Below are 26,316 nucleotides of genomic sequence, written 5' to 3' on the forward strand. Positions count from 1 at the left end.
CTATGACCACCGGGCTGCTGACGAAGTGCCATGGCTGGTTCAAATAACGCCTGGGTGCATCTGGCCGGGGTGATAGTAGCCGGACGATACACGTTGCCACCCCGAGCTGAACAGCTATCTGTGCGTCGTGCTTGCCAAGCGTGGCCGGAGCATTATGCTGGGCGCCGTTTTGATTGTTCGGAGTGTTGCATGTCTAGCCGCTTTCCCGTGATTGCCCTGCTCGTTGCCTTGCCGTTGTGGCTGGCCGCCAGCTATGGCCTGCGTTACGGCTTCATGGAGGACGCTCGCTGGGTGGGCGTCTGTATCGACGAGGCCGGGCGCTGGGAGTGTTCCCTGCGTTCCAGCCTGGGATGGATGATCCACTTCAAGGTGCTGGGTTGGAGTGCCCTGGGGGCGGCGCTCCTGGCGTTCGTCGTGCCCGGACGCGCTGGCTGGGGGCTGGCGACGCTGGCGTTGCTGGCCGCCATTCCGGCGTTGGTGCTGTACAACACCACCCTGGCGGTATTTGCCCTGGTGCTCGCGAGCCTGCGCCTGGTACGTGCCAGGCGCTGCTAGCCCGTCGGTTTCAGGCGATACGGGCCCTCAGGCTGCGCCACAGGGCGGCGACCATTAGCAGGCTGACCAGCGCCCATCCCCAGGCTTGCTGGTTGGCCAGGCCTTCCTGGTACAGCTGGGGTGCGATGGCCGCACCGATGATGAAGGTCAGCAGGGCTATCTCGCGACGTGGCACTCGTACTGGCCGGCACACGAATGCCAGCGCCGGCAGCAGCAGGGCGGCACTGGGGAAGCTGCGATAACGCGGATCGAATACCAGTTCCAGTGCCATCACCGCCGCGGCGAAGCCGGCTGCCGCCAGCCACCAGCCGGCGCGCTTCTCCAGGGTCGTGAAGAGCCGTTGGCGCCAGCCTTCACGTGGGCTCAGGGCCAGTGCGCAGTGAGCCAGGACCAGCAGGTTCAGACCCAGTAGCAAGGCTGCCCAGGCCCATTCGCCGGCGAAACGGCTGGTGACTCGCGTCAGTTCTGCGAAGGTACCGATGCTGCAGGCCGCCAGGGCCCCCAGCAATGGCAGCAGTAGGGCGGCTTTGGCGCTGCGGACTCGACCGCCGAGTACCAGGGTGCTGGCGAAGATCACCGCTCCCAGTCCCAGCCACAGCGGCCAGAAAGGCAGGTTGGAGACTGGCCCGGCAAGGATGCCCTTGTCCTGGCGATTGGCATCGAACAGCCCCCAGTAGCCGCCGACTGCCCCTTCGCTGGCGCGCTTCCAGGGTTGGTCGAAGGCCTCGATCAGGTTGTAGTGCCAGCCGTTCTGTTCTGCCAGGGCGACGAAACCGCGGATGAACCTGGCCTCGTTGACCCGGCTGGGGAGTGCGGTTTCGCGCTGGCGGCCCTCGCTGGGCCAGCCGGTTTCACCGATCAGTACGTCCTTGGGGGCGAAGCGGTTGCCGAACACCTGGCGTACTTCGGCCACATGATTGAGGGCTACGTCGATGTTCGATGGATCGTCTTCCCAGTAGGGCAGCAGGTGGATGGTCAGGAAGTCCACGGCGGGGGCGATTTCGGGATGCTTGAGCCAGAACTCCCAGACGTCGGCGTAGGTCACCGGCTGCTTGACGTTGTGCTTGACCTTGAGGATCAGGCGCGCCAGCTGTGGGCCGGTGACCTCCTTGCGCAGCAGCGCTTCATTGCCGACGATCACCGCGCTGACCACGTCCGGATTGGCGTTGGCCGAGGCGATCAACAGATCGACCTCTTTCTCGCTGTCCACCGGATTGCTGTTGATCCAGGCGCCGATCATCAGCTTCAGGCCGTGCTTGCGCGCCAGTTCCGGCAAGGCTTCCAGGCCGCTCATGGAGTAGGTGCGGATGCACTCGAAGCGGGTGGCCAGCAGCGCCAGGTCGGCATCCATGCGTTCGGGCCGCAGCTTGAATGGCTGGTCGAATGGCGACTGGTCCTTGTCGAACGGGGTGTAGGAGGCGCATTGCAACTTGTGGCTGGCGCTGGCGACATCCGGCAATTGCACCGGCTGGCCGAGGCCGTACCAGTAGCTGCAGAGGGCGATCAGGCCCAGCAGGCAGGCAAGCAGATAGGCGAGGGCGGGAAAACGAGGGGTGGCGGGCATGGTCAGGCCGTCAGGGGAACGAAGCCCGGCATCTTACCTGCATTCGCCCGCAGCTTGGTGGCCGGCATGATCCAGGCATGCAAAGTTCGGGCGGACCTGCTGGCCCTGAGAGGCGGATGCTGGCTACTGGCTTTCTGATGTCGCTGCTTGTTGCCTTGAGGTCGCAGCCAGAGCAGGTCGCGGATGGTGGCGGGTTGATGATCCAGGCATCAGTACTCCGCTGATGATCGAACGCGTTCGCGGTGAGGCGTGACGGAGGCGCCGAGCACCATAACCATACGTTGATGTGCCCGGCAGCCGCCCGGCACTGCACTTTTCGGGGAAGTAACGATGAAGATGCGACGACTCTTAGGGATGGTCTGAAGTAGCCATGTATTTCCCCGGCATACCACCTAGCGCAACTTTTAAACTCGCCAAATGATCAAAAAACAATCAATTCGACGAGTATTTCTTACGTTTTCGCCACCCGGACCCCACTCCGGTGGCCATTTCCCGCATTACAGGCGCACCTCTCCTGCATTCGTCAGTAAATGTCGGCGCGCCATCCACAGGTTCGACAGAGCGAACAGTGTCACCAGTTGCGCCGTGTTTTTGGCCAAGCCGCGAAAGCGCACCTTGGTGTAACCGAACTGGCGCTTGATTACCCGGAACGGATGCTCGACCTTGGCGCGCACCTGAGCCTTGGCCTTTTCAATCTTGCGCTTGGCTTTGTACAGCACGCTGCGCTTATCGAGTTTTTTGTAGGTGCTGCGGCGTGCCGCCACCTGCCAGATAACTTCACGTCCTTCATGCTCGGGCCGCTTTTCGACACCGGTGTAGCCTGCATCGGCGCAGACCACGTTTTCGTCGCCATGCAGCAATTTGTCCACCTGGGTGACATCCGCCACATTGGCCGCCGTGCCCACTACGCTGTGCACCAGACCCGATTCGTCATCGGCGCCGATGTGGGCCTTCATGCCAAAATAATACTGGTTTCCCTTCTTGGTCTGGTGCATTTCCGGGTCGCGCTTGCCGTCCTTGTTCTTGGTCGAACTGGGCGCATTGATCAGCGTTGCATCGACGATGGTGCCCTGGCGCAGCGACAGGCCGCGGTCGCCCAGATAGCCATTGATGACAGCGAGGATGCCGGCCGCCAGCTCGTGTTTCTCCAGCAAGCGGCGGAAGTTGAGAATGGTGGTTTCGTCGGGGATGCGCTCCAGGTTCAGCCCGGCAAACTGGCGCAGGATCGTGGTTTCGTACAGCGCTTCCTCCATCGCTGGATCGCTGTAGCCGAACCAGTTCTGCAGCAGATGCACACGCAGCATCGCCATCAACGGGTAGGCCGGACGGCCACCTTCACCTTTCGGATAATGTGGCTCGATCAAAGCAATCAAGCCCTTCCACGGCACCACCCGATCCATCTCGATCAGGAACAACTCCTTGCGGGTTTGCTTGCGCTTGCCAGCGTACTCGGCGTCGGCGAAGGTCATCTGCTTCATCGGGAAACTCGGTGGGTGGGGTCGCGGTATTTTGCCAAATCAGAAAGTCTTTTTCAGAGTTTCCTTAGGCGTAGGTGCCGCAATGGTACTTGCCCTTGGCTCCAGCTTGGCCAGCGCCGACAGCAAGACCCTGAGCATCGGCTATGTCGATGGCTGGTCCGATAGCGTGGCGACGACCTACGTGGCCGCGGAGGTGATCAAGAAGCTCGGTTATGACGTCAAGCTGCAGGCGGTGGCGACCGGGATCATGTGGCAGGGCGTGGCCACCGGCAAGCTCGATGCGATGCTGTCGGCCTGGCTGCCGGTGACCCATGGCGAGTACTGGACCAAGAACAAGGACAAGGTGGTGGACTATGGCCCCAACTTCAAGGACGCCAAGATCGGGCTGATCGTGCCGGAGTACGTCAAGGCCAAATCCATCGAGGATCTCAAGACCGATACCAGCTTCAAGAGCAAGATCGTGGGTATCGACGCCGGCTCCGGCGTCATGCTCAAGACCGACCAGGCGATCAAGGACTACGGGCTGGACTACAAGCTGCAAGCCAGCTCCGGGGCGGCGATGATCGCCGAACTGAGCCGTGCCGAGGAGAAGCAGGAGTCCATCGCGGTGACGGGCTGGGTGCCGCACTGGATGTTCGCCAAGTGGAAACTGCGCTTTCTCGATGACCCCAAAGGCGTGTATGGCGCCGCTGAAACCGTCAACAGCATCGGTAGCAAGGATCTGGCGAAGAAGGCGCCGGAGGTGGCAGCGTTCCTGAAGAAGTTCCAGTGGGCTTCGAAAGACGAAATTGGCGAAGTGATGCTGGCCATCCAGGAGGGCGCCAAGCCTGATGTTGCGGCCAAGGATTGGGTCGGCAAGCACGCTGATCGAGTGGCCGAGTGGACGGCTAAATAGCAGCGCAGCGTCTATATCAAGGGTCTCGGGGCCATTCGCGGCAAAGTCGCGGATGGCCCTGTTTTTTTGCGGGGGAGAATTGGCGCGGGGGTTAATGTCGTTCTAATACTAAGGTCGTCTAGAACCTGCCGGATAGCCGCATAGAGTGGATTAGGTTCCACCTAAAATCTGTGCTGCGAGGATAAAAACAATGAACGACAGCATTTACCTCTCGATTCAAAACAGCCCGCGTTTCAAGGAGCTGGTCAGTAAGCGGGAGCGGTTCGCCTGGATTCTTTCGGCGATCATGCTTGGGCTTTACTCGGCTTTCATTCTGCTGATCGCCTACGGGCCCCAGGTCCTGGGGGCCAAGCTCAGTCCTACCTCTTCCATCACCTGGGGCATCCCCATCGGCGTTGGCTTGATTGTCTCGGCCTTCATCTTGACGGCCATCTATGTGCGGCGCGCCAACGGTGAGTTCGACGAGCTGAACAAGGCGATCCTGAAGGAGGCCCAGCAATGATCCGCCGTCTATTCGCTGCACTCGGCCTTGCCGCGTTCGCTCCGGCCCTATGGGCCGCTGACGCCCTGACGGGCGAGGTCCACAAGCAACCCCTCAATGTATCGGCGATCGTGATGTTCGTGGTGTTCGTCGGTGCCACCTTGTGCATCACCTACTGGGCTTCCAAGCGCAACAAGTCGGCCGCCGACTACTATGCGGCGGGTGGCAAGATCACCGGTTTCCAGAATGGCCTGGCGATTGCGGGCGACTACATGTCGGCGGCGTCCTTCCTGGGAATTTCCGCCCTGGTGTTCACCTCCGGCTATGACGGGCTGATCTACTCCATCGGCTTTTTGGTGGGCTGGCCGATCATTCTGTTCCTGATCGCCGAGCGCTTGCGCAACCTGGGCAAGTACACCTTTGCCGACGTGGCGTCCTATCGCCTCGGGCAGACCCAGATCCGCACCTTGTCTGCCTGTGGTTCGCTGGTGGTGGTGGCGTTCTACCTGATTGCGCAGATGGTGGGTGCCGGCAAGCTGATCCAGCTGCTGTTCGGCCTCGACTACCACGTCGCAGTGATCCTGGTGGGCATCCTGATGTGCCTGTACGTATTGTTCGGCGGCATGCTGGCCACCACCTGGGTGCAGATCATCAAGGCGGTCCTGCTGCTCTCCGGCGCGTCGTTCATGGCCTTGATGGTGATGAAACACGTCAATTTCGATTTCAACACGCTGTTCTCCGAAGCAATCAAGGTCCACCCCAAGGGTGAGGCGATCATGAGCCCGGGCGGCCTGGTGAAGGATCCGATCTCTGCGTTCTCGCTGGGCCTGGCACTGATGTTCGGTACTGCGGGCCTGCCGCATATCCTGATGCGCTTCTTCACCGTGAGCGATGCCAAGGAAGCCCGCAAGAGCGTGCTCTATGCCACCGGTTTCATCGGTTACTTCTACATCCTGACCTTCATCATCGGTTTTGGCGCGATCCTGCTGGTGAGTACCAATCCAGACTTCAAGGATGCCGCTGGCGCCTTGCTGGGCGGTAACAACATGGCGGCGGTGCACCTGGCCAATGCCGTGGGTGGCAGCGTGTTCCTGGGCTTCATCTCGGCGGTGGCCTTTGCCACTATCCTGGCGGTGGTTGCAGGCTTGACCCTGGCAGGCGCTTCGGCGGTCTCCCATGACCTGTACGCCAGCGTGCTCAAGAAGGGCAAGGCCAACGAGAAAGACGAGATCCGCGTGTCCAAGATCACCACGGTGACCCTGGGTGTGCTGGCCATCGGCCTGGGCATTCTGTTCGAGAGCCAGAACATCGCCTTCATGGTGGGCCTGGCGTTCTCCATCGCGGCCAGTTGCAACTTCCCGGTGCTGTTGCTTTCCATGTACTGGAAGAAGCTGACCACCCGTGGTGCCATGATCGGTGGCTGGATGGGACTGATAAGCGCAGTGGCGCTGATGATCCTCGGTCCGACCATCTGGGTGCAGATCCTGCATCACGAGAAGCCGATCTATCCGTATGAGTACCCGGCGTTGTTCTCGATGCTTATCGCCTTCGTTGGTATCTGGTTCTTCTCCATCACCGACAAGTCGGCCTCTGCGGCCAACGAAAGGGCGTTGTTCTTCCCGCAGTTCGTGCGTTCGCAAACCGGCCTGGGTGCCAGTGGTGCGGTGTCGCACTAAGCGGTCTCCGACGTTCGGCTTCTATATAGAGGCAAAGTGATAGCGAAATGCCCTGGTCGAAAGGCCGGGGCATTTTTCATTGCCCAGGAAATGACCGCAGGGTTGTGGTGTGAGGGGATGGCTCGATGCCAGGGCTTGGTGGTCGTGACGGCGAAGTGGCTTTATGCAAAGACAGGGCAGGGGCAAAAAAATACGGCCTCTGAACAGAGGCCGTATTCGATGGAGCTAAGAACGGTAGTGCAAGGCCGGTCTTACTTGCGGTCTTCCAGCTTGGTGATGTCGCGCGACTCGTAGCCGGTGTACAGCTGGCGAGGACGGCCGATCTTGTAGGGGCTGGAGAGCATTTCTTTCCAGTGCGAGATCCAGCCGACGGTACGCGCCAGGGCGAAGATCACGGTGAACATGCTGGTTGGAATGCCGATGGCCTTGAGGATGATCCCCGAGTAGAAGTCGACGTTCGGGTACAGCGAGCGTTCGATGAAGTACGGGTCGGTCAGGGCGATCTCTTCCAGGCGCATGGCCAGTTGGAGTTGTGGATCGTTGTTGATGCCCAGTTCCTTGAGTACTTCGTCGCAGGTCTGCTTCATCACGGTGGCGCGAGGGTCGCGGTTCTTGTACACGCGGTGACCGAAGCCCATGAGCTTGAACGGGTCGTTCTTGTCCTTGGCCTTGGCGATGAACTTGTCGATGTTCGAGACATCGCCGATTTCATCGAGCATGGTCAGCACGGCTTCGTTGGCGCCGCCGTGAGCCGGGCCCCAGAGTGCTGCGATGCCGGCAGCGATACAGGCGAACGGGTTGGCGCCCGAAGAGCCTGCCAGGCGTACGGTGGAGGTGGAGGCGTTCTGCTCGTGGTCGGCGTGGAGGATGAAGATCCGGTCCATTGCCTTGGCCAGTACCGGGCTGATCGGTTTGATCTCGCACGGGGTGTTGAACATCATGTGCAGGAAGTTTTCCGCGTACGACAGGTCGTTGCGCGGGTACATCATCGGCTGGCCCATGGAGTACTTGTAGACCATCGCTGCCAGGGTCGGCATCTTGGCAACCAGGCGCACGGCGGAAATCTCGCGGTGCTGCGGGTTATTGATGTCCAGGGAGTCGTGGTAGAACGCCGAGAGTGCACCGACTACGCCGCACATGACCGCCATCGGGTGGGCATCACGACGGAAACCGTTGAAGAAGCTCTTCAACTGCTCGTGAACCATGGTGTGGTTCTTCACAGTGCTGACGAACTGGGCCTTCTGCTCGGCATTCGGCAGTTCACCGTTGAGCAGCAGGTAGCAGGTTTCCAGGTAGTCCGACTTTTCAGCCAGTTGTTCGATCGGGTAGCCGCGATGCAGCAGGATACCCTGGTCGCCGTCGATGTAGGTGATCTTCGACTCGCAGGAGGCGGTCGACATGAAACCCGGGTCAAAAGTGAAGCGGCCCGTGGCCGTCAGGCCCCGAACATCGATTACATCGGGACCAACGGTGCCGGTTAAAATGGGCAGCTCGACGGGGGCTGCGCCCTCGATGATCAACTGCGCTTTTTTGTCAGCCATGTGGCCTCCTATTTATGCTTGAAATCATCAGACAGACCCCCCACGCAGGGCCCGCACCACTATAGTGAGATAAATCCGAATGTCAATTTGCCTAAAGTCTTGTCCCAGAAGGCTTTGGGAGGGATTTTTTAGCGAAATTCACTGCCATTTACGCCTTTTATGAAGGTAACGCAATCAGCTATTAGGGGAAGGTGTTTGCGTTGTCATTAGTAGCCTAACTGTCTATACTCGGCCACCGACCGCCATGGGCTTCTGGGCCCGTTTTGATGGGGGTCGCACTCCCTGGGTGGTGGTTACCTGACCAGTGCACTCCCCAACAACTTTGCCCTGATTGTTAGGGGCTCTTCAGTGTGAAAAAAGCCGTGAATAGCCAACGACCTGTAAACCTAGACCTAAGGACCATCAAACTCCCCATTACCGGCGTTACGTCGTTTCTCCACCGTGTTTCCGGCATCATTCTCTTCCTGGGCATCGGCATCATGCTGTACGCATTGAGCAAGTCCCTGGGCTCCGAGGAAGGTTATGCCGAGGTGAAGGCGTGCTTGACCAGTCCGCTGGCCAAATTCGTTGCATGGGGCCTCCTGTCCGCCTTGCTGTACCACCTGGTGGCGGGTGTACGCCATCTGATTATGGACATGGGCATCGGTGAGACGCTGGAAGGCGGCAAGCTGGGCTCGAAAATCGTTATCGCCGTATCCGTGGTGGTAATCGTTCTGGCGGGAGTTTGGATATGGTAACCAGCGTTACGAACCTGTCGCGTTCAGGCCTTTATGACTGGATGGCGCAGCGTGTGTCTGCGGTCGTTCTCGCGGCTTATTTCATTTTCCTGATCGGATACCTCGTAGCGAATCCGGGCATTGACTACACCCAGTGGCATGGCCTGTTCGCAAACAACTGGATGCGTATCTTCAGTCTGCTGGCCATGGTGGCCCTGGGCGCTCACGCCTGGGTCGGCATGTGGACTATCTCGACTGACTACCTGACGCATATGGCGCTGGGCAAGTCGGCGACAGCAGTACGTTTCCTTTTCCAGGCAGTATGCGGCGTCGCAATGTTCGCTTACTTCGTCTGGGGTGTGCAGATTCTCTGGGGTATCTGATTCATGGCTAACATTCCAACCATTTCTTTCGACGCCATCATCATTGGCGGCGGCGGCGCTGGCATGCGTGCTGCGCTGCAGCTGGCCCAGGGCGGCCATAAAACCGCGGTGATCACCAAGGTTTTCCCGACTCGTTCGCACACTGTATCTGCCCAGGGTGGCATCACCTGCGCGATCGCCTCGGCGGATCCGAACGATGACTGGCGCTGGCACATGTACGATACCGTCAAGGGTTCCGACTACATCGGCGACCAGGACGCTATCGAGTACATGTGTCAGGAAGGTCCGGCTGCGGTCTTCGAGCTGGATCACATGGGCCTGCCGTTCTCCCGCACCGAAACCGGTCGTATCTACCAGCGTCCTTTCGGCGGTCAGTCCAAGGACTACGGCAAGGGTGGCCAGGCTGCCCGTACCTGCGCTGCTTCCGACCGTACCGGTCACGCACTGCTGCACACCCTGTATCAGGGCAACCTGAAAGCCGGTACCACTTTCCTCAACGAGTACTACGCAGTTGACCTGGTGAAGAACCAGGACGGCGCATTCGTTGGTGTGATCGCGATCTGCATCGAAACCGGCGAGACCCTGTACATCAAGTCCAAGGCCACCGTTCTGGCCACCGGCGGTGCGGGCCGTATCTACGCCTCCACCACCAACGCCCTGATCAACACCGGCGACGGCGTGGGCATGGCCCTGCGTGCTGGTGTTCCGGTGCAAGACATCGAGATGTGGCAGTTCCACCCGACCGGCATCGCCGGCGCCGGTGTACTGGTAACCGAAGGTTGCCGTGGTGAAGGTGGTTACCTGATCAACAAGCACGGCGAGCGTTTCATGGAGCGTTATGCTCCTAACGCCAAAGACCTGGCGGGCCGCGACGTAGTGGCGCGTTCCATGGTCAAGGAAATCATCGCTGGCAACGGCTGTGGCCCTAATGGCGACCACGTGATGCTCAAGCTGGATCACCTGGGCGAGGAAGTGCTGCACAGCCGCCTGCCTGGTATCTGCGAGCTGTCCAAGACCTTCGCCCACGTCGACCCTGTCGTCGCTCCGGTGCCGGTCGTTCCTACCTGCCACTACATGATGGGCGGCGTTGCCACCAACATCCATGGCCAGGCCATCACTCAGAACGCCGCTGGCGAAGACACCATCATCCCTGGCCTGTTCGCAGTGGGTGAAGTGGCTTGCGTATCGGTACACGGTGCCAACCGCCTGGGCGGCAACTCGCTGCTCGACCTGGTGGTATTCGGTCGTGCGGCTGGCCTGCACCTGGAAAAAGCGCTGACCGACGGTATCGAATACCGCGATGCCAGCGATACCGATGTGGACGTTGCACTGAACCGCCTGGCCAAGCTCAACGAGCGCACCACCGGCGAAGACGTCGCTACCCTGCGTCGCGAGCTGCAGAGCTGCATGCAGAACTACTTCGGTGTATTCCGTACCGGCGAATACATGCAGAAGGGTATTGCCCAATTGGCCGATCTGCGCGAGCGCATCGCCAACGTCAAGATCAACGACAAGTCTCAAGCTTTCAACACTGCGCGTATCGAAGCACTTGAGCTGCAGAACCTGCTGGAAGTGGCCGAAGCCACTGCCATCGCTGCCGAAGTGCGCAAAGAGTCCCGCGGCGCTCACGCCCGTGAAGACTTTGAAGACCGTGACGACGAAAACTGGCTGTGCCACACCCTGTACTTCCCGGGTGAGAAGCGCGTTGCCAAGCGTGCGGTCAACTTCTCGCCGAAGACTGTTCCGACTTTCGAACCAAAAGTCCGGACTTACTAAAGGGTGATCGATATGTTGCAAGTTGAAGTTTATCGTTACAACCCTGACACCGACTCGGCTCCGAAAACCCAGGTTTTCCAGGTCGACACCGGTGGCAAGGACTTGATGGTGCTGGACGTGCTGGCCCTGATCAAAGAGCAGGACGAGGGGTTCTCCTACCGTCGCTCCTGCCGTGAAGGCGTTTGCGGTTCCGACGGCATGAACATCAACGGCAAGAACGGCCTGGCGTGCATCACGCCGCTGTCCGCCGTGGTCAAGAAGAACAAGCTGGTGATTCGTCCTCTGCCAGGTCTGCCGGTTATCCGTGACCTGGTCGTCGATATGAGCATCTTCTACAAGCAATACGAGAAGGTGAAGCCATTCCTGCAGAACGATACTCCGGCCCCGGCCATCGAGCGTCTGCAGTCGCCGGAAGAGCGTGAGAAGCTCGATGGTCTGTACGAGTGCATCCTGTGCGCTTGCTGCTCGACCTCTTGCCCATCCTTCTGGTGGAACCCCGACAAGTTCCTGGGTCCAGCCGCTCTGCTGCAAGCCTATCGCTTCCTGGCAGACAGCCGCGACACCAAGACTTCCGAGCGTCTGGCTTCGCTGGATGACCCGTTCAGCGTATTCCGCTGCCGGGGCATCATGAACTGCGTCAACGTTTGTCCGAAAGGCCTGAACCCGACTAAGGCCATCGGTCACATTCGTAACATGCTTCTGCAAAGCGGCGTGTGATTCAGCTGTTGTACCTGTAGGACCGCTGTACCGTAAAAGCCAGGGCGCGGGCTTCAACCCGCGTCATGGCTCTAACCTGAGCAGTAGCTTACAAAGTGGCTGCTCTATATTTTTGAAGAAATGAGACAAGCAGGGGCATCCGGGCTGGTACCCGGACTATCAGCGTGATCCTAAGTGGCTTGTTTTGGTCGCTGCATTCGGACTTCTGCAAGCTTGCTCGGTGTCGTCGCCGGTGGTGTTCCCCTAACCGAGGGTGACCAAGCATGCAAGAAAGCGTGATGCAGCGCATGTGGAACAGCGCCTACCTATCCGGTAGTAACGCTGCCTATGTGGAAGAGCTCTACGAGCTCTACCTGCACGACCCTAACGCTGTGCCAGAAGAGTGGCGCACTTACTTTGATAAGTTGCCTGCCGACGGCAACACTGCCATCGATGTTTCGCACTCGACGATCCGCGATCATTTCGTCTTGCTGGCAAAGAACCAGCGCCGCGCCCAACCGGTTTCCGCCGGTAGCGTGAGCAGTGAGCACGAGAAGAAGCAAGTTGAAGTGCTGCGATTGATCCAGGCCTATCGGATGCGTGGCCACCAGGCATCCCAGCTGGACCCGCTGGGACTGTGGCAGCGTCCTGCACCTGCAGACCTGTCGATCAATCATTACGGCTTGACCAATGCCGATCTTGATACGACCTTCCGTGCCGGCGACCTGTTCATCGGCAAAGAGGAAGCGAGCCTACGCGAAATTCACGAAGCGTTGCAGCAGACATATTGCCGCACCATCGGCGCTGAATTCACGCACATCACCGATTCCGAGCAACGCCACTGGTTCCAGCAACGTCTGGAAAGCGTACGCGGCCGTCCAACCTATTCTGCCGACATCAAGAGCCATCTGCTCGAGCGTGTCACCGCGGCAGAAGGCCTGGAGAAGTACCTGGGCACCAAGTACCCAGGCACCAAGCGTTTCGGCCTGGAAGGTGGCGAAAGCCTGATTCCGATGCTCGACGAGCTGATCCAGCGCTCCGGTTCCTATGGCACCAAGGAAGTCGTGATCGGCATGGCCCACCGTGGTCGCTTGAACGTGCTGGTCAACACCTTCGGCAAGAACCCGCGCGAACTGTTCGACGAGTTCGAAGGCAAGAAGAAGGTTGAGCTGGGCTCCGGCGACGTGAAGTATCACCAGGGCTTCTCGTCCAACGTGATGACCTCCGGTGGCGAAGTTCACCTGGCGATGGCATTCAACCCGTCCCACCTGGAAATCGTTTCTCCAGTGGTCGAGGGTTCCGTGCGCGCCCGCCAGGACCGTCGTAACGACCCAACCGGCGAGAAAGTCCTGCCGATCTCCATCCACGGTGACGCGGCGTTCGCCGGTCAGGGCGTGGTCATGGAAACCTTCCAGATGTCGCAGACTCGCGGTTTCAAGACCGGCGGTACTGTGCACATCGTGGTCAACAACCAGGTTGGCTTCACCATCAGCAACCCGCTGGACTCGCGTTCCACCGAGTACGCCACCGACGTTGCGAAGATGATCCAGGCGCCGATCCTCCATGTGAATGGCGATGATCCGGAAGCGGTCCTGTTCGTGACCCAACTGGCCATCGACTATCGCATGCAGTTCAAGCGTGATGTGGTCATCGACCTGGTCTGCTACCGCCGTCGCGGCCACAACGAGGCGGACGAGCCAAGTGGCACCCAGCCGCTGATGTACCAGCAGATCACCAAGCAGCGCACCACTCGCGAGCTGTACGCTGATCGCCTGACCCAGGGCGGTGTGCTCGATGCAGAGCGCGTCCAGGCGAAGGTCGACGAATACCGCAATGCGCTGGACAACGGTCTGCACGTGGTGAAGTCGCTGGTCAAGGAACCGAACAAAGAGCTGTTCGTGGACTGGCGTCCGTATCTGGGCCACGCCTGGACTGCGCGTCACGACACTCGCTTCGACCTGAAGACCCTGCAGGAACTGTCCGCCAAGCTGCTGGAAATTCCGGAAGGCTTCGTGGTTCAGCGCCAGGTCGCGAAGATCTACGAAGACCGTCAGAAGATGCAAGCCGGCGGCCTGCCGATCAACTGGGGTTACGCCGAAACCATGGCGTACGCGACCCTGGCGTTCGAAGGTCACCCGATCCGCATGACTGGCCAGGACATCGGCCGCGGTACGTTCTCGCACCGTCACGCTGTTCTGCACAACCAGAAAGATGCCGGCACCTACATTCCGCTGAAGCATCTGTACGACGGTCAGCCGCGCTTCGACCTGTACGACTCGTTCCTGTCGGAAGAGGCTGTGCTGGCGTTCGAATACGGTTACTCGACCACCACGCCCAATGCGCTGGTGATCTGGGAAGCCCAGTTCGGCGACTTCGCCAACGGTGCACAGGTCGTGATCGACCAGTTCATCACCAGCGGCGAGCACAAGTGGGGTCGCCTGTGCGGCCTGACCATGCTGCTGCCGCACGGCTACGAAGGCCAGGGCCCTGAGCACAGCTCGGCGCGTCTTGAGCGTTACCTGCAGCTGTGCGCCGAGCACAACATTCAGGTGTGCATGCCGACCACCCCGGCACAGATCTACCACTTGCTGCGCCGTCAGGTGATCCGCCCGCTGCGCAAGCCGCTGGTAGTACTGACGCCGAAGTCGCTGCTGCGCCACAAGCTTGCCATCTCGACCCTGGAAGATCTGGCCGAAGGTTCGTTCCAGACCGTGATCCCGGAAGTCGATGCACTGGACCCGAAAAAGGTCGAGCGCGTGGTTCTGTGCAGCGGCAAGGTCTACTACGACCTGCTGGAAAAACGCCGTGCCGAAGGCCGCGAAGATATCGCCATCGTGCGTATCGAGCAGCTGTACCCATTCCCTGAGGACGACTTGAAAGAAGTCCTGGCTCCTTACACCAACGCCAAAGCGGCGGTCTGGTGCCAGGAAGAGCCGATGAACCAGGGCGCCTGGTACTGCAGCCAGCACCACCTGCGTCGCAGCATCAGCAACCTCAACAAGTCTCTCGTACTCGAGTACGCGGGCCGTGAGGCTTCTGCTGCCCCAGCATGTGGTTACGCATCGATGCACGCCGAGCAGCAGGAAAAACTGCTGCAAGACGCGTTTACCGTTTAACGCCTTCGCGCACCTGAAACCGAATTTAAGGAACCACAGACAATGGCTATCGAGATCAAAGCCCCCACTTTCCCGGAATCGGTTGCCGATGGCACCGTTGCCACCTGGCACAAGCAACCGGGCGACGCCGTCAAGCGTGACGAGCTGATCGTCGACATCGAGACCGACAAGGTCGTTCTGGAAGTGCTGGCCACCGCCGACGGTGTGCTGGGCGCTATCGTCAAGAACGAAGGCGACACCGTTCTGTCCGACGAAGTCCTGGGCTCCATCGTTGAAGGCGGCGCCGCTGCCGCCGCTCCAGCTGCTGCCGCTCCGGCTGCCGCTGCTGCCCCAGCTGCCGCTGAAGGCGAAGACGACCCGATCGCTGCTCCAGCCGCGCGCAAGCTGGCTGAAGAAAACGGCATCAACATCGCTTCCGTTGCCGGTACTGGCAAAGGCGGTCGTGTGACCAAGGAAGACGTAGTGGCCGCTGTTGCTGCCAAGAAGGCCGCTCCAGCCGCTGCGCCGGCCAAGGCTCCGGCTCCAGCCGCTGCTGCTCCGGTATTCGCTGCTGGCGATCGCGTCGAGAAGCGCGTACCGATGACCCGCCTGCGGGCCAAGGTTGCCGAGCGTCTGGTCGAAGCCCAGTCGAACATGGCGATGCTGACTACCTTCAACGAAGTCGACATGACCGAAGTCATGGCCCTGCGTTCGAAGTACAAGGATCTGTTCGAGAAGTCCCACAACGGCGTGCGCCTGGGCTTCATGTCGTTCTTCGTCAAGGCTGCCACCGAAGCCCTGAAGCGCTTCCCAGCGGTCAACGCTTCGATCGACGGTTCCGACATCGTCTACCACGGCTACGCGGACATCGGCGTTGCCGTTTCCAGCGATCGCGGCCTGGTGGTTCCGGTTCTGCGTAACGCCGAGCTGATGAGCCTGGCTGAAATCGAAAGCGGCATCGCCACCTTCGGCAAGAAGGCTCGTGATGGCAAGCTGTCGATGGAAGAGATGACTGGCGGTACTTTCACCATCACTAACGGTGGTACCTTCGGTTCGATGATGTCCACCCCGATCGTCAACCCGCCACAAGCGGCCATCCTGGGCATGCACAACATTCTGCAGCGTCCTATGGCGGTCAACGGCCAAGTTGTCATCCGTCCGATGATGTACCTGGCGCTGTCCTATGACCACCGCCTGATCGACGGTAAAGAAGCCGTGACGTTCCTGGTGACCATCAAGAACCTGCTGGAAGATCCAGCGCGTCTGCTCCTGGACATCTAAAAAGCAGCTGCAGGCTGCAAGCGACGAACTTCGTGCCTTCGGGCGTGACGTTTGGAACTTGCGGCTTGCGGCTTCTAGCTTGCCGCTAAAAGGAACCTTTTATGACTCAGAAATTCGACGTGGTAGTGATTGGCGCGGGCCCTGGCGGCTATGTAGCTGCAATCAAGGCCGCACAGCTTGGCCTGACGACTGCCTGCATCGAGAAGTACACCGACAAGGAGGGCAAGCTGGCCCTCGGCGGTACTTGCCTGAACGTCGGTTGCATTCCTTCCAAGGCACTGCTGGACAGTTCCTGGAAGTTCCACGAAGCGCAGGATGGCTTTGCCATCCACGGCATCAGCCACTCCGGCGTGAGCATGGACGTACCGGCCATGGTCGGTCGCAAGGCCAACATCGTCAAAGGCCTGACCAGCGGTGTTGCCACCCTGTTCAAGGCCAACGGCGTCACTTCGATCCAGGGCCACGGCAAGCTGCTGGCTGGCAAGAAAGTCGAAGTCACCAAGCCTGACGGTTCGGTGGAAGTGATCGAAGCCGAAAACGTGATCCTGGCTCCAGGTTCGCGTCCAATCGACATCCCACCAGCCCCGGTTGACCAGAACGTGATCGTGGACTCCACTGGCGCCCTGGAATTCCAGGCAGTGCCAAAGCGCCTGGGTGTGATCGGCGCGGGCGTCATCGGCCTGGAGCTGGGTTCGGTATGGTCGCGCCTGGGCGCACAAGTGACCGTGCTGGAAGCGCTGGATACCTTCCTGATGGCAGCCGACACCGCTGTTTCCAAGGAAGCGCTGAAAACCCTGACCAAGCAGGGCCTGGATATCAAGCTGGGTGCTCGCGTGACCGGCTCCAAGGTCAACGGTGAAGAAGTCGTAGTGACCTACACCGATGCCAGCGGTGAGCAGACCATCACCTTCGACAAGCTGATCGTAGCCGTTGGTCGCCGTCCTGTGACCACCGATCTGTTGGCTGCCGACTGCGGCGTGACCCTGGACGAGCGCGGCTTCGTGCACGTTGACGATCATTGCGCCACCACCGTCCCAGGCGTCTACGCCATTGGTGACGTGGTTCGCGGCATGATGCTGGCTCACAAGGCCTCGGAAGAGGGCATCATGGTTGTCGAGCGCATCAAGGGCCACAAGGCTCAGATGAACTATGACCTGATCCCTTCGGTTATCTATACTCACCCGGAAATTGCATGGGTTGGTAAAACCGAGCAGGCCTTGAAAGCTGAAGGCGTAGAAGTTAACGTCGGCACCTTCCCGTTCGCTGCCAGCGGCCGTGCCATGGCAGCCAACGATACCGGCGGTTTCGTCAAGGTCATCGCCGATGCCAAGACAGATCGCGTATTGGGCGTCCACGTGATTGGCCCAAGCGCTGCGGAACTGGTTCAACAAGGTGCGATCGGCATGGAATTCGGCACCAGCGCCGAAGACCTGGGCATGATGGTTTTCTCCCATCCGACCCTGTCCGAAGCCCTGCACGAAGCAGCCCTGGCTGTGAATGGCGGCGCCATCCACATTGCCAACCGCAAGAAACGCTAAGCAATAATAAGAAACCACGGCGGTTGGCCCGTCGTGAGCCTTGTGCGCAAGACTCACCGCGGAATATCCGCTGGACTCGACCTCTCAGGGTAGCGCCACACACTGGACCGGGGCCCAGGCTCCGGAACCCAGGTGTGGCGCTGGTTTGAGAGTAGCGGTCACAGGTGGTGCGGCACTCCTGGAGTGCAGCGCCGAATGCGCAGTACCTAACGAAGACGGTAAAAAGCATGAATCTTCACGAGTATCAGGGTAAGCAGCTGTTCGCTGAATACGGCCTGCCAGTATCCAAAGGCTACGCGGTAGACACCCCGGAAGAAGCAGCAGAAGCTTGCGACAAGATTGGCGGCTCCGAGTGGGTTGTCAAAGCCCAGGTTCACGCCGGTGGTCGCGGTAAAGCGGGCGGCGTCAAGCTGGTTCGCAGCAAAGAAGACGCTAAGGCATTCGCACAGCAGTGGCTGGGCAAGCGTCTGGTGACTTATCAGACTGACGCCAATGGCCAGCCTGTCACCAAAATCCTGGTTGAATCGTGCACTGATATCGCTAAAGAGCTGTACCTGGGCGCTGTCGTTGACCGTTCGAGCCGTCGCATCGTGTTCATGGCTTCCACCGAAGGTGGCGTGGACATCGAGAAAATCGCTCACGACACTCCAGAAAAAATTCTCAAGGCCACTATCGATCCACTGGTCGGCGCTCAGCCATTCCAGGGTCGCGAGCTGGCATTCCAACTGGGTCTGGAAGGCAAGCAAGTTGCCCAGTTCGCCAAGATCTTCGTAGGTCTGGCCAAACTGTTCCAGGATCACGACCTGGCTCTGCTGGAAGTGAACCCACTGGTCATCAAGGCCGACGGCGATCTGCACTGCCTGGACGCGAAGATCAACATCGACGCCAACGCCATGTACCGTCAGCCTAAGCTGAAGACCTTCCACGATCCGTCCCAGGACGATCCACGCGAAGCCCACGCTGCCAAGTTCGAACTGAACTACGTGGCCCTGGACGGCAACATCGGTTGCATGGTCAACGGTGCTGGTCTGGCCATGGGTACCATGGACATCGTCAACCTGCACGGCGGTAAGCCAGCCAACTTCCTCGACGTAGGTGGTGGTGCTACCAAAGAGCGCGTGACCGAAGCCTTCAAGATCATCCTGTCCGACGCCAACGTCGCAGCAGTACTGGTCAACATCTTCGGCGGCATCGTTCGCTGCGACATGATTGCCGAAGGCATCATCGGCGCCGTGAAAGAAGTCGGCGTGAAAATCCCGGTTGTTGTTCGCCTTGAAGGCAACAACGCTGAACTGGGCGCTAAAGTACTGGCAGAAAGCGGCTTGAACATCATCGCTGCTACCAGCCTGACCGACGCTGCTCAACAAGTTGTCAAAGCTGCGGAGGGCAAATAATGAGCGTCCTGATCAATAAAGACACCAAGGTTATCTGCCAAGGTATCACCGGTTCGCAGGGTAGCTTCCACACCCAGCAAGCCATCGAATACGGCACCCAGATGGTGGGTGGCGTAACTCCGGGCAAAGGCGGTACCGAGCACCTGGGCCTGCCAGTGTTCAACACCGTGAAAGATGCTGTAGCCGCCACTGGCGCCACCGCCAGCGTCATCTACGTTCCAGCTCCTTTCTGCAAGGACTCGATCCTGGAAGCAGCCTTCGGCGGCATCAAGCTGATCGTCTGCATCACCGAAGGCATTCCTACCCTGGACATGCTGGACGCTAAAGTTAAGTGCGACGAGCTGGGCGTGACCCTGATCGGCCCTAACTGCCCAGGCGTGATCACTCCGGGCGAATGCAAGATCGGCATCATGCCAGGTCACATTCACTTGCCAGGCAAGGTCGGTATCGTTTCCCGTTCCGGCACCCTGACCTATGAAGCCGTCAAGCAGACCACTGACGCCGGTTTCGGCCAGTCCACCTGCGTCGGCATCGGTGGTGACCCGATCCCAGGCTCCAACTTCATCGACATCCTGAAGCTGTTCCAGGAAGACCCGAAGACCGAAGCGATCGTGATGATCGGTGAGATCGGCGGTTCGGCTGAAGAAGAAGCGGCTGCCTACATCAAGGCTCACGTGACCAAGCCGGTTGTTTCCTACATCGCTGGTGTGACTGCTCCTCCGGGCAAGCGCATGGGCCACGCAGGTGCAATCATCTCCGGCGGCAAAGGCACTGCAGACGAGAAATTCGCTGCTCTGCAAGACGCAGGCGTGAAAACCGTGCGTTCGCTGGCAGACATCGGCAAGGCCCTGGCCGAGCTGACTGGCTGGGCGGTCAAGTAAGCCTCGCGCTTAACTTGTAGCTCTGCTGACAAAGGCCACCTTCGGGTGGCCTTTGTGCGTTCCGAGTTCCTGAAAAGGGTCTGGGACGGGGCAAAGAGAGAAAGGGGATTAATACCCGCGGAAATATAGTTTCAAAAAAGCGACATTGCGATGTCGCATATCAGAAAATTTACCCCACGCCGATGCGTTCGTCTTACAGATTCGTTACGCTAGCCGCCTCTTTGATGTGTCTGCGACCCACAAGGCCGCGGCACGCTAAACGGGTCAGTCTTATACGGACTGACAGCATTTCCCTCACCCATAAGGGAAATCCCTCTCTAAATTCCGATTCAGTAGTGTGGTATTTCCTTAATGAAAGTGTTGAAAGGCCAGGACATTCTGGCGCTCGGCTTTATGACTTTTGCCCTGTTCGTTGGAGCAGGCAACATTATCTTCCCGCCTATCGTCGGCTTGCAGTCCGGACCCCATGTCTGGATGGCGGCGTTGGGTTTTCTGATCACCGCAGTCGGCCTGCCGGTGATCACCGTGGTCGCCCTGGCCAAGGTCGGCGGCGCCATGGACTCCCTGAGCAGCCCCATCGGCAAGGTCGCCGGCGGCCTGTTGGCTGCAGTGAGCTACCTGGCAGTGGGCCCGTTGTTCGCCACTCCACGCACGGCCACCGTATCCTTCGAAGTGGGCCTGGCGCCGCTGACCGGCGAAAGCCCCCTGGCGCTGGCGCTCTATAGCACGGTCTACTTCCTGTTGGTGTTTTTCATCTCCTTGTACCCGGGCCGTCTGCTGGACACCGTTGGCCGCTTCCTGGCGCCACTGAAGATCATCGCCCTGGCGGTCCTGGGGATCGCGGCATTCGCCTTGCCAGCCGGTGATATCGGCCAGGCCACTCCGGAATACGTGGCGGCGCCGTTCTCCCAAGGCTTCATCAATGGCTACCTGACCATGGACACCCTGGGTGCCCTGGTGTTCGGTATCGTCATCGTCAACGCGATCCGCTCCCGTGGCGTCGAATCACCACGGTTGATCACCCGTTACGCGGTGATCGCCGGCCTGGTGGCCGGTGTCGGCCTGGCACTGGTCTACGTCAGCCTGTTCCGCCTGGGCTCCGGTAGCCACGAAGTAGCTGTTGGTGCGACCAACGGTGCGGCCGTGTTGCATGCCTATGTGCAGCACACCTTCGGCTCCCTGGGCAGTGGTTTCCTCGCGGTACTGATCTCCCTGGCGTGTCTGGTGACCGCCGTAGGCCTGACTTGCGCCTGTGCCGAGTACTTCAGCCGGGTCCTGCCGCTGTCCTACAAGACCCTGGTAGTGATCCTCGCGGGCTTCTCGCTGGTGGTGTCGAACCTGGGCCTGACCAAGCTGATCGCGTTCTCGATCCCGGTGCTGACCGCTATCTATCCGCCATGCATCGTTCTGGTGGCCCTGAGCTTCTGCAAGGACTTCTGGCAGGATCAACGCCGCATCGTCGGCCCGGTGATGCTGGTCTCGTTCATCTTCGGCCTGATCGATGCAATCAAGGGCACCGCGTTTGCCGATCTCGTTCCTAGCCAACTGTCCCACCTGCCGTTGAGCGAGCAGGGCCTGGCCTGGCTGGTGCCTTCGGTGATCATCCTGGCGCTGGCCGTGGTCTGCGATCGCCTGTTGGGCAAGCCCAGCGAAGCCCTGGCTTGATTTGACCTGTGTTCGCCGGCCGTCACGAGCGGTCGGCCAGCGCTGATAAAAATGCCCCGTATCCATCGATACGGGGCATTTTTTATGGGCCTTGCACGGTGTCTTTTTCCCCGGTGAGGCGTCGAAACAGTGCTCCCAGCTTTCGCCAATGCCCACAGGAATTTGCATGTCGTTCATCCAAGCCAACCAGATCCACCTATTGGCCGCTCTATGGTTCATCGTCTGCTGGGGCGGCTATACCCGCTATGCCACCTGGAAAGGCCGCGACACGCCTTGCCTGGCCAGTGTCCTGCACCTGTATCGCGAAGACTGGATGCGCCGCATGCTGCTGCGGGACAACCGTATTGCCGATGCCAGCGTGATCGGTAACCTGGAACGCAATGCTTCGTTCTTCGCCTCCAGCACCCTGATCATCCTGGCCGGCATCATCACCGTACTGGGTGCATCGGAGCGCGCGGTCTCGCTGTTGGCGGATATCCCCATGGTCCAGCAGGCTTCCCAGGGCATGTCGGAAATCAAGTTGCTATGCCTGGCCCTGGTGTTCGTCTATGCCTTCTTCACCTTCAGTTGGTGCATGCGCCAGTACAACTTCGCCGCGGTGCTGGTGGGTTCGGCGCCGATGATCGGCGAGCGGCATGTGTCCGAACAGGAGCGCAAGGCCTTTGCCGCCCGTGCTGCGCGGGTGATCTCCATGGCGGCCAACCAGTTCAACTTCGGCCTGCGCTCGTATTACTTCGGCATGAGCATGCTGGCCTGGTTCGTCAGTCCCTGGTTGTTCATGTTGATGAGTACCGGGGTAGTGCTGGTGCTCTATCGTCGCGAATTTCATTCCGACGTCCTGGACGTCATGGTCTATACCCCTACAGAGGCGCCCTTGCCCGAGGCGAACAAGGAGAGCAACGGATGACCATTACGTTCTGGTGCGTGTTTATCAGCGCGTTGTTGATCTTCATTGCGCGGATGCCAGTGGCCAAGGCCATGAAGGAGCAGGGTGGCTACGACAACCACCTGCCGCGCCTGCAGCAGGCCCGGTTGAGCGGGCGTGGTGCCCGGGCCCTGGCGGCCCACCAGAACAGTTTCGAAGCCTTCATCCTGTTCGCCGTGGGGGTGTTGATGGCACATACCACGCAGACCCAGGGTTGGCTGATCGATACCCTGGCAATCATCTTCGTGATTGCCCGTGTGCTTTACCTGGGGTGTTATCTGGCCGACCTGGCGTGGCAGCGGAGCCTGGCCTGGGGAGTGGGCCTGTTATGTTCTTTGTTATTGATGCTTAGTCCAACTTTTCGTTGGTTGTTGGCATAGAAGTTACGCCGGAAAAAATAAAGCCCGCACTTGGCGGGCTTTATTGTGTGTTGCGCTAAAACCGATTTAGTTGGTTTTAGGTGCGGCATCCTTAGCGGCTTCTTCGGCTGCAGCCTTGTTGGATTCAGCCTGATCTTTGGCAGCTTCGGCGTTTTCCTTGGCTGCGTCGTTCACCTTATCCTGAGCTTCGTTCATTTTCTGTTGGGCTTGCTCAGCATGTTGGTTGGCATCTTGAGCTTTGTCCTCGGATTTCTTGTCGCAGGCAGCCAGACCGAGGGAAGCGGTCAGCATCAGGGCAATAGCTAAAGTCTTACGCATGGGGTGTTTCTCCTGAGTGAAGATATCTACTGGCCTTTCGATCATGGCCTTGTGCTTTAAGTTCCTTGGGCCCCACAGATATATTAAGGATTGATGTCACGGAACTTTTTCGTGCTTTGTTAAATGCACATTTCTGACAATAACAAGAGATATCTGTGATGGCGCAAAATCTGATTTTTGAGCGTGCAACGCGATTCCTCTTGGCGCTACGCCACTGCCAAGTGTTGGGTATAACCGTTCATGACGCCTCTGAGGAAGGGATTACCCTGACCTTGCCCTACAGCCCCAAAATCGTCGGCGACTCGCAAAGCGGTGTCATTCATGGCGGGGCCCTGACGTCATTGATGGACTCTGCCTGCGGTATGGCCACGCTCTGCGTGCTGCCGGAGTTCGAGGTGTGTCCGACCCTGGACTTGCGCATAGATTATATGCACCCAGCCATTCCTCACCGGGATGTGCATGGTTTTGCCCAGTGTTATCGGGTCACCAAGGATGTGATCTTTACCCGTGGTTTTGCCTATCAGGACGACCCGGCGCACCCGGTAGCCCACGTGGTGGGCACCTTCATGCGTTTGGGCAAGGGGCTCAAGGGTGCCCCGGTTTCCTCCGGCACGGCAAAAGGAGATTCGGCATGAGCGAGGATTTCAAGGCATTGCTGGAGCAGGCCCATCGACAGGGTGAGTACGCCCCGCTGCTGCAAAGGGTTCCCTATGCAGGGCTGATCGGCATCGAGTGCTCGCGACAGGGTGATGAGCTGCTGTTTCGCCTGCCGGCCAACAAGGACAACATCGGCAATCCATTGCTGCCAGCACTGCACGGAGGAGTGATCGCCGGCTTCATGGAGCTGGCGGCATCCCTGCATCTGTTGATCTTCACGGGGGCGTGCGAGGTGCCGAAGATCATCGATTTCTCCCTGGATTACCTGAGTGCCGGGCGTTTTCGCGACACCTTTGCCCGTTGCCAGGTGTGTCGCCAAGGCCGGCGGGTGGCCAACGTCGCCATCACCGCCTGGCAGAGTACCGCTGATGAGCCGATTGCCACTGCCCGGGCACATTTCAAGATTCAGGAGAGTCCCGGCCCTTGAAATCTGCCGAGTGATCCCCACTTTCATGTCATCCCGCCGCCGTCCGCCTTCGGGCGCGGCCACAGCCATCTGATTGGAGTTTGATGACCATGAGTGTGGAAACTCAAAAGGAAACCCTGGGCTTCCAGACCGAGGTGAAGCAACTGCTGCACCTCATGATCCATTCGCTGTATTCCAACAAGGAAATCTTCCTTCGCGAATTGATCTCGAACGCCTCCGATGCGGTCGATAAATTGCGTTTCGAAGCCCTGTCCAAGCCCGAGTTGCTGGAAGGTGGCGCCGAACTGAAAATCCGTGTGAGCTTCGACAAGGACGCTAAAACCGTCACCCTCGAAGACAACGGCATCGGCATGAGCCGTGAAGATGTGATCACCCACCTGGGTACCATCGCCAAGTCCGGCACCGCCGACTTCATGAAGAACCTCACCGGCGACCAGAAGAAGGACTCGCACCTGATCGGTCAGTTCGGTGTCGGTTTCTATTCCGCGTTCATCGTCGCCGACCAGGTCGAGGTGTTCAGCCGTCGTGCCGGCCTGGCCGCCAGCGAAGGCGTGCATTGGTCGTCCAAGGGCGAAGGCGAGTTCGAAGTCGCCACCATCGACAAGGCCGAGCGCGGCACCCGTATCGTCCTGCACCTGAAGTCCGGCGAAGACGAGTTCGCCGACGGCTGGCGCCTGCGCAACATCATCAAGAAGTACTCCGACCATATCGCCTTGCCGATCGAACTGCCTAAAGAAGCGGCAGCTGCCGAAGGCGAGGAGAAGCCGGCGCTGGAGTGGGAAACCGTCAACCGCGCCAGCGCCCTGTGGACCCGTCCGCGTACCGAGATCAAGGACGAGGAATACCAGGAGTTCTACAAGCACATCGCCCATGACTTCGAGAACCCGCTGAGCTGGAGCCACAACAAGGTCGAAGGCAAGCTGGAATACAGCTCGCTGCTGTACGTACCGGCCCGCGCGCCGTTCGACCTGTACCAGCGTGAAGCGCCCAAGGGCCTCAAGCTCTACGTGCAGCGCGTGTTCGTCATGGACCAGGCCGAATCCTTCCTGCCGCTGTACCTGCGCTTCATCAAGGGCGTGGTGGACTCCAACGACCTGTCGCTGAACGTCTCCCGCGAAATCCTGCAGAAAGACCCGATCATCGATTCGATGAAGTCGGCGCTGACCAAGCGCGTGCTGGACATGCTGGAGAAGCTGGCCAAGAACGAGCCGGAGCAATACAAGGGCTTCTGGAAGAACTTCGGCCAGGTAATGAAGGAAGGCCCGGCCGAGGACTTCGCCAACAAGGAGAAGATCGCCGGCCTGCTGCGCTTTGCTTCCACCCAGGGCGAAGACGGCGAGCAGAACGTTTCCCTGGCCGAATACCTGGCGCGTGCCAAGGAAGGCCAGGACAAGATCTACTTCCTCACCGGCGAATCCTACGCCCAGGTCAAGAACAGCCCGCACCTGGAAGTCTTCCGCAAGAAAGGCATCGAAGTGCTGCTGCTCACCGACCGGATCGACGAGTGGCTGATGAGCTACCTCAACGAGTTCGACGGCAAGAGCTTTGTCGACGTGGCACGTGGTGACCTGGACCTGGGCAACCTGGACTCCGAAGAGGACAAGAAGGCCGCCGAGGAAGTCGCCAAGAGCAAGGAAGGCCTGGTGGAGCGGATCAAGACCGCCCTGGGCGAGAATGTCAGCGAAGTGCGGGTTTCCCACCGCCTGACCGATTCGCCGGCGATCCTGGCCATCGGTGAACAGGACCTGGGCCTGCAGATGCGCCAGATCCTCGAAGCCAGCGGGCAGAAGGTGCCGGACTCCAAGCCGATCTTCGAATTCAACCCAAGCCATCCGTTGATCGAGAAGCTCGACGGCGAGCAGAGCGAGGAGCGTTTTGGCGACCTGTCGCACATCCTCTTCGACCAGGCTGCCCTGGCAGCCGGTGATAGCTTGAAAGACCCAGCGGCATATGTCCGCCGGTTGAACAAGCTCCTGGTCGAGCTGTCGGTTTAA

The 26,316-nt window shown here is 59.6% G+C and carries 23 protein-coding genes; 19 read left to right on the plus strand and 4 right to left on the minus strand.

Translation table 11 applies throughout. The features are described from left to right. Positions 1-189: 189 nt before the first annotated feature. The gene (locus ATY02_RS09925) at positions 190-555 is read left to right on the plus strand and encodes a hypothetical protein (protein ID WP_068578527.1); all 366 of its coding nucleotides are present in this window, start codon (positions 190-192) and stop codon (positions 553-555) included. A 10-nt stretch (positions 556-565) separates the two neighbouring features. On the opposite strand, the gene ATY02_RS09930 is transcribed toward ATY02_RS09925, so the two are convergent. Beyond that, positions 566-2,119 (minus strand): beta (1-6) glucans synthase, encoded by a 1,554-nt coding sequence (locus ATY02_RS09930; RefSeq protein WP_068578529.1) that lies wholly within the window; start codon positions 2,117-2,119, stop codon positions 566-568. 497 nt (positions 2,120-2,616) lie between these two features. Then, entirely contained in the window at positions 2,617-3,597 is a 981-nt protein-coding gene (locus tag ATY02_RS09935; protein ID WP_010466230.1) for an IS5-like element IS1384 family transposase, read from the minus strand. 82 nt (positions 3,598-3,679) lie between these two features. Between ATY02_RS09935 and ATY02_RS09940 the strand changes: the two genes are divergently transcribed. From ATY02_RS09940 to ATY02_RS09950, 3 genes are all read left to right on the plus strand, one after another. Continuing rightward, positions 3,680-4,492, plus strand: a complete 813-nt coding sequence (locus tag ATY02_RS09940) for a glycine betaine ABC transporter substrate-binding protein (protein WP_068587934.1) — start codon at positions 3,680-3,682, stop codon at positions 4,490-4,492. A 190-nt stretch (positions 4,493-4,682) separates the two neighbouring features. After that, positions 4,683-4,994, plus strand: coding sequence for a DUF485 domain-containing protein (locus ATY02_RS09945; protein WP_068587932.1), 312 nt, complete (start codon positions 4,683-4,685; stop codon positions 4,992-4,994). Further along, a complete protein-coding gene (locus ATY02_RS09950) occupies positions 4,991-6,649 on the plus strand; it encodes a cation acetate symporter (protein WP_068587930.1) in 1,659 nt (552 codons plus the stop codon). The genes ATY02_RS09945 and ATY02_RS09950 overlap by 4 nt, the downstream gene beginning before the upstream one ends. 251 nt (positions 6,650-6,900) lie before the next feature. Here ATY02_RS09950 and gltA read toward each other — a convergent pair whose 3' ends face one another. Next, positions 6,901-8,190 (minus strand): citrate synthase, encoded by a 1,290-nt coding sequence (gltA, locus tag ATY02_RS09955; RefSeq protein WP_068587928.1) that lies wholly within the window; start codon positions 8,188-8,190, stop codon positions 6,901-6,903. Between the two features lie 350 nt (positions 8,191-8,540). On the opposite strand from gltA, the gene sdhC reads away from it, so the two are divergent. The 12 genes from sdhC to ATY02_RS10015 all read left to right on the plus strand — a co-directional run bounded on the left by sdhC (position 8,541) and on the right by ATY02_RS10015 (position 22,920). Continuing rightward, on the plus strand, positions 8,541-8,927 hold the full coding sequence (sdhC, locus tag ATY02_RS09960; protein WP_015634665.1) for a succinate dehydrogenase, cytochrome b556 subunit: 387 nt from the start codon (positions 8,541-8,543) through the stop codon (positions 8,925-8,927). Continuing rightward, positions 8,921-9,289 carry a succinate dehydrogenase, hydrophobic membrane anchor protein gene (gene sdhD, locus ATY02_RS09965; protein WP_068587926.1) on the plus strand — a complete coding sequence of 123 codons (369 nt, stop codon included), beginning with the start codon at positions 8,921-8,923 and terminating at the stop codon, positions 9,287-9,289. The genes sdhC and sdhD overlap by 7 nt, the downstream gene beginning before the upstream one ends. Before the next feature lie 3 nt (positions 9,290-9,292). Continuing rightward, positions 9,293-11,065 (plus strand): succinate dehydrogenase flavoprotein subunit, encoded by a 1,773-nt coding sequence (gene sdhA, locus ATY02_RS09970; protein ID WP_068587925.1) that lies wholly within the window; start codon positions 9,293-9,295, stop codon positions 11,063-11,065. Between the two features lie 12 nt (positions 11,066-11,077). Continuing rightward, positions 11,078-11,782 (plus strand): succinate dehydrogenase iron-sulfur subunit, encoded by a 705-nt coding sequence (locus ATY02_RS09975; protein WP_022643104.1) that lies wholly within the window; start codon positions 11,078-11,080, stop codon positions 11,780-11,782. A 263-nt stretch (positions 11,783-12,045) separates the two neighbouring features. Beyond that, positions 12,046-14,877 carry a 2-oxoglutarate dehydrogenase E1 component gene (locus tag ATY02_RS09980; RefSeq protein ID WP_068587923.1) on the plus strand — a complete coding sequence of 944 codons (2,832 nt, stop codon included), beginning with the start codon at positions 12,046-12,048 and terminating at the stop codon, positions 14,875-14,877. A 42-nt stretch (positions 14,878-14,919) separates the two neighbouring features. Then, positions 14,920-16,137 carry a 2-oxoglutarate dehydrogenase complex dihydrolipoyllysine-residue succinyltransferase gene (gene odhB, locus ATY02_RS09985; protein ID WP_068587921.1) on the plus strand — a complete coding sequence of 406 codons (1,218 nt, stop codon included), beginning with the start codon at positions 14,920-14,922 and terminating at the stop codon, positions 16,135-16,137. 101 nt (positions 16,138-16,238) lie between these two features. Further along, positions 16,239-17,675 (plus strand): dihydrolipoyl dehydrogenase, encoded by a 1,437-nt coding sequence (gene lpdA, locus ATY02_RS09990; RefSeq protein WP_068587920.1) that lies wholly within the window; start codon positions 16,239-16,241, stop codon positions 17,673-17,675. A 227-nt stretch (positions 17,676-17,902) separates the two neighbouring features. After that, positions 17,903-19,069, plus strand: a complete 1,167-nt coding sequence (gene sucC / locus ATY02_RS09995) for an ADP-forming succinate--CoA ligase subunit beta (RefSeq protein ID WP_068587918.1) — start codon at positions 17,903-17,905, stop codon at positions 19,067-19,069. After that, positions 19,069-19,950, plus strand: coding sequence for a succinate--CoA ligase subunit alpha (gene sucD, locus ATY02_RS10000; protein ID WP_068587916.1), 882 nt, complete (start codon positions 19,069-19,071; stop codon positions 19,948-19,950). Before sucC ends, sucD begins: the two co-directional genes overlap by 1 nt. Before the next feature lie 351 nt (positions 19,951-20,301). After that, the gene (brnQ, locus tag ATY02_RS10005; protein ID WP_068587914.1) at positions 20,302-21,615 is read left to right on the plus strand and encodes a branched-chain amino acid transport system II carrier protein; all 1,314 of its coding nucleotides are present in this window, start codon (positions 20,302-20,304) and stop codon (positions 21,613-21,615) included. Positions 21,616-21,781: 166 nt separating this feature from the next. After that, entirely contained in the window at positions 21,782-22,522 is a 741-nt protein-coding gene (locus ATY02_RS10010) for a DUF599 domain-containing protein (protein WP_068587912.1), read from the plus strand. Beyond that, entirely contained in the window at positions 22,519-22,920 is a 402-nt protein-coding gene (locus tag ATY02_RS10015; RefSeq protein WP_068587910.1) for an MAPEG family protein, read from the plus strand. The genes ATY02_RS10010 and ATY02_RS10015 overlap by 4 nt, the downstream gene beginning before the upstream one ends. A gap of 66 nt (positions 22,921-22,986) precedes the next feature. On the opposite strand, the gene ATY02_RS10020 is transcribed toward ATY02_RS10015, so the two are convergent. Beyond that, positions 22,987-23,238 (minus strand): hypothetical protein, encoded by a 252-nt coding sequence (locus ATY02_RS10020; protein ID WP_068587938.1) that lies wholly within the window; start codon positions 23,236-23,238, stop codon positions 22,987-22,989. Between the two features lie 158 nt (positions 23,239-23,396). Here ATY02_RS10020 and ATY02_RS10025 point away from each other — a divergent pair, with 158 nt between their 5' ends. From ATY02_RS10025 to htpG, 3 genes are all read left to right on the plus strand, one after another. Continuing rightward, entirely contained in the window at positions 23,397-23,873 is a 477-nt protein-coding gene (locus tag ATY02_RS10025) for a PaaI family thioesterase (RefSeq protein ID WP_068587908.1), read from the plus strand. Beyond that, complete coding sequence (locus ATY02_RS10030; RefSeq protein ID WP_068587906.1) at positions 23,870-24,322, plus strand: PaaI family thioesterase; 453 nt, start codon at positions 23,870-23,872, stop codon at positions 24,320-24,322. Before ATY02_RS10025 ends, ATY02_RS10030 begins: the two co-directional genes overlap by 4 nt. A gap of 89 nt (positions 24,323-24,411) precedes the next feature. Then, the gene (htpG, locus tag ATY02_RS10035) at positions 24,412-26,316 is read left to right on the plus strand and encodes a molecular chaperone HtpG (RefSeq protein WP_068587936.1); all 1,905 of its coding nucleotides are present in this window, start codon (positions 24,412-24,414) and stop codon (positions 26,314-26,316) included.

The organism is Pseudomonas sp. BIOMIG1BAC, from assembly GCF_001705995.2.
Lineage (GTDB): Bacteria > Pseudomonadota > Gammaproteobacteria > Pseudomonadales > Pseudomonadaceae > Aquipseudomonas > Aquipseudomonas sessilinigenes.

Coding starts and splice junctions, on each gene's coding strand:
- ATY02_RS09925 (WP_068578527.1), top strand. CDS start 190: ATGTCTAGCCGCTTTCCCGTGATTGCCCTGCTCGTTGCCTTGCCGTTG.
- ATY02_RS09930 (WP_068578529.1), bottom strand. CDS start 2,119: ATGCCCGCCACCCCTCGTTTTCCCGCCCTCGCCTATCTGCTTGCCTGC.
- ATY02_RS09935 (WP_010466230.1), bottom strand. CDS start 3,597: ATGAAGCAGATGACCTTCGCCGACGCCGAGTACGCTGGCAAGCGCAAG.
- ATY02_RS09940 (WP_068587934.1), top strand. CDS start 3,680: ATGGTACTTGCCCTTGGCTCCAGCTTGGCCAGCGCCGACAGCAAGACC.
- ATY02_RS09945 (WP_068587932.1), top strand. CDS start 4,683: ATGAACGACAGCATTTACCTCTCGATTCAAAACAGCCCGCGTTTCAAG.
- ATY02_RS09950 (WP_068587930.1), top strand. CDS start 4,991: ATGATCCGCCGTCTATTCGCTGCACTCGGCCTTGCCGCGTTCGCTCCG.
- gltA (WP_068587928.1), bottom strand. CDS start 8,190: ATGGCTGACAAAAAAGCGCAGTTGATCATCGAGGGCGCAGCCCCCGTC.
- sdhD (WP_068587926.1), top strand. CDS start 8,921: ATGGTAACCAGCGTTACGAACCTGTCGCGTTCAGGCCTTTATGACTGG.
- sdhA (WP_068587925.1), top strand. CDS start 9,293: ATGGCTAACATTCCAACCATTTCTTTCGACGCCATCATCATTGGCGGC.
- ATY02_RS09975 (WP_022643104.1), top strand. CDS start 11,078: ATGTTGCAAGTTGAAGTTTATCGTTACAACCCTGACACCGACTCGGCT.
- ATY02_RS09980 (WP_068587923.1), top strand. CDS start 12,046: ATGCAAGAAAGCGTGATGCAGCGCATGTGGAACAGCGCCTACCTATCC.
- odhB (WP_068587921.1), top strand. CDS start 14,920: ATGGCTATCGAGATCAAAGCCCCCACTTTCCCGGAATCGGTTGCCGAT.
- lpdA (WP_068587920.1), top strand. CDS start 16,239: ATGACTCAGAAATTCGACGTGGTAGTGATTGGCGCGGGCCCTGGCGGC.
- sucC (WP_068587918.1), top strand. CDS start 17,903: ATGAATCTTCACGAGTATCAGGGTAAGCAGCTGTTCGCTGAATACGGC.
- sucD (WP_068587916.1), top strand. CDS start 19,069: ATGAGCGTCCTGATCAATAAAGACACCAAGGTTATCTGCCAAGGTATC.
- brnQ (WP_068587914.1), top strand. CDS start 20,302: ATGAAAGTGTTGAAAGGCCAGGACATTCTGGCGCTCGGCTTTATGACT.
- ATY02_RS10010 (WP_068587912.1), top strand. CDS start 21,782: ATGTCGTTCATCCAAGCCAACCAGATCCACCTATTGGCCGCTCTATGG.
- ATY02_RS10015 (WP_068587910.1), top strand. CDS start 22,519: ATGACCATTACGTTCTGGTGCGTGTTTATCAGCGCGTTGTTGATCTTC.
- ATY02_RS10020 (WP_068587938.1), bottom strand. CDS start 23,238: ATGCGTAAGACTTTAGCTATTGCCCTGATGCTGACCGCTTCCCTCGGT.
- ATY02_RS10025 (WP_068587908.1), top strand. CDS start 23,397: ATGGCGCAAAATCTGATTTTTGAGCGTGCAACGCGATTCCTCTTGGCG.
- ATY02_RS10030 (WP_068587906.1), top strand. CDS start 23,870: ATGAGCGAGGATTTCAAGGCATTGCTGGAGCAGGCCCATCGACAGGGT.
- htpG (WP_068587936.1), top strand. CDS start 24,412: ATGAGTGTGGAAACTCAAAAGGAAACCCTGGGCTTCCAGACCGAGGTG.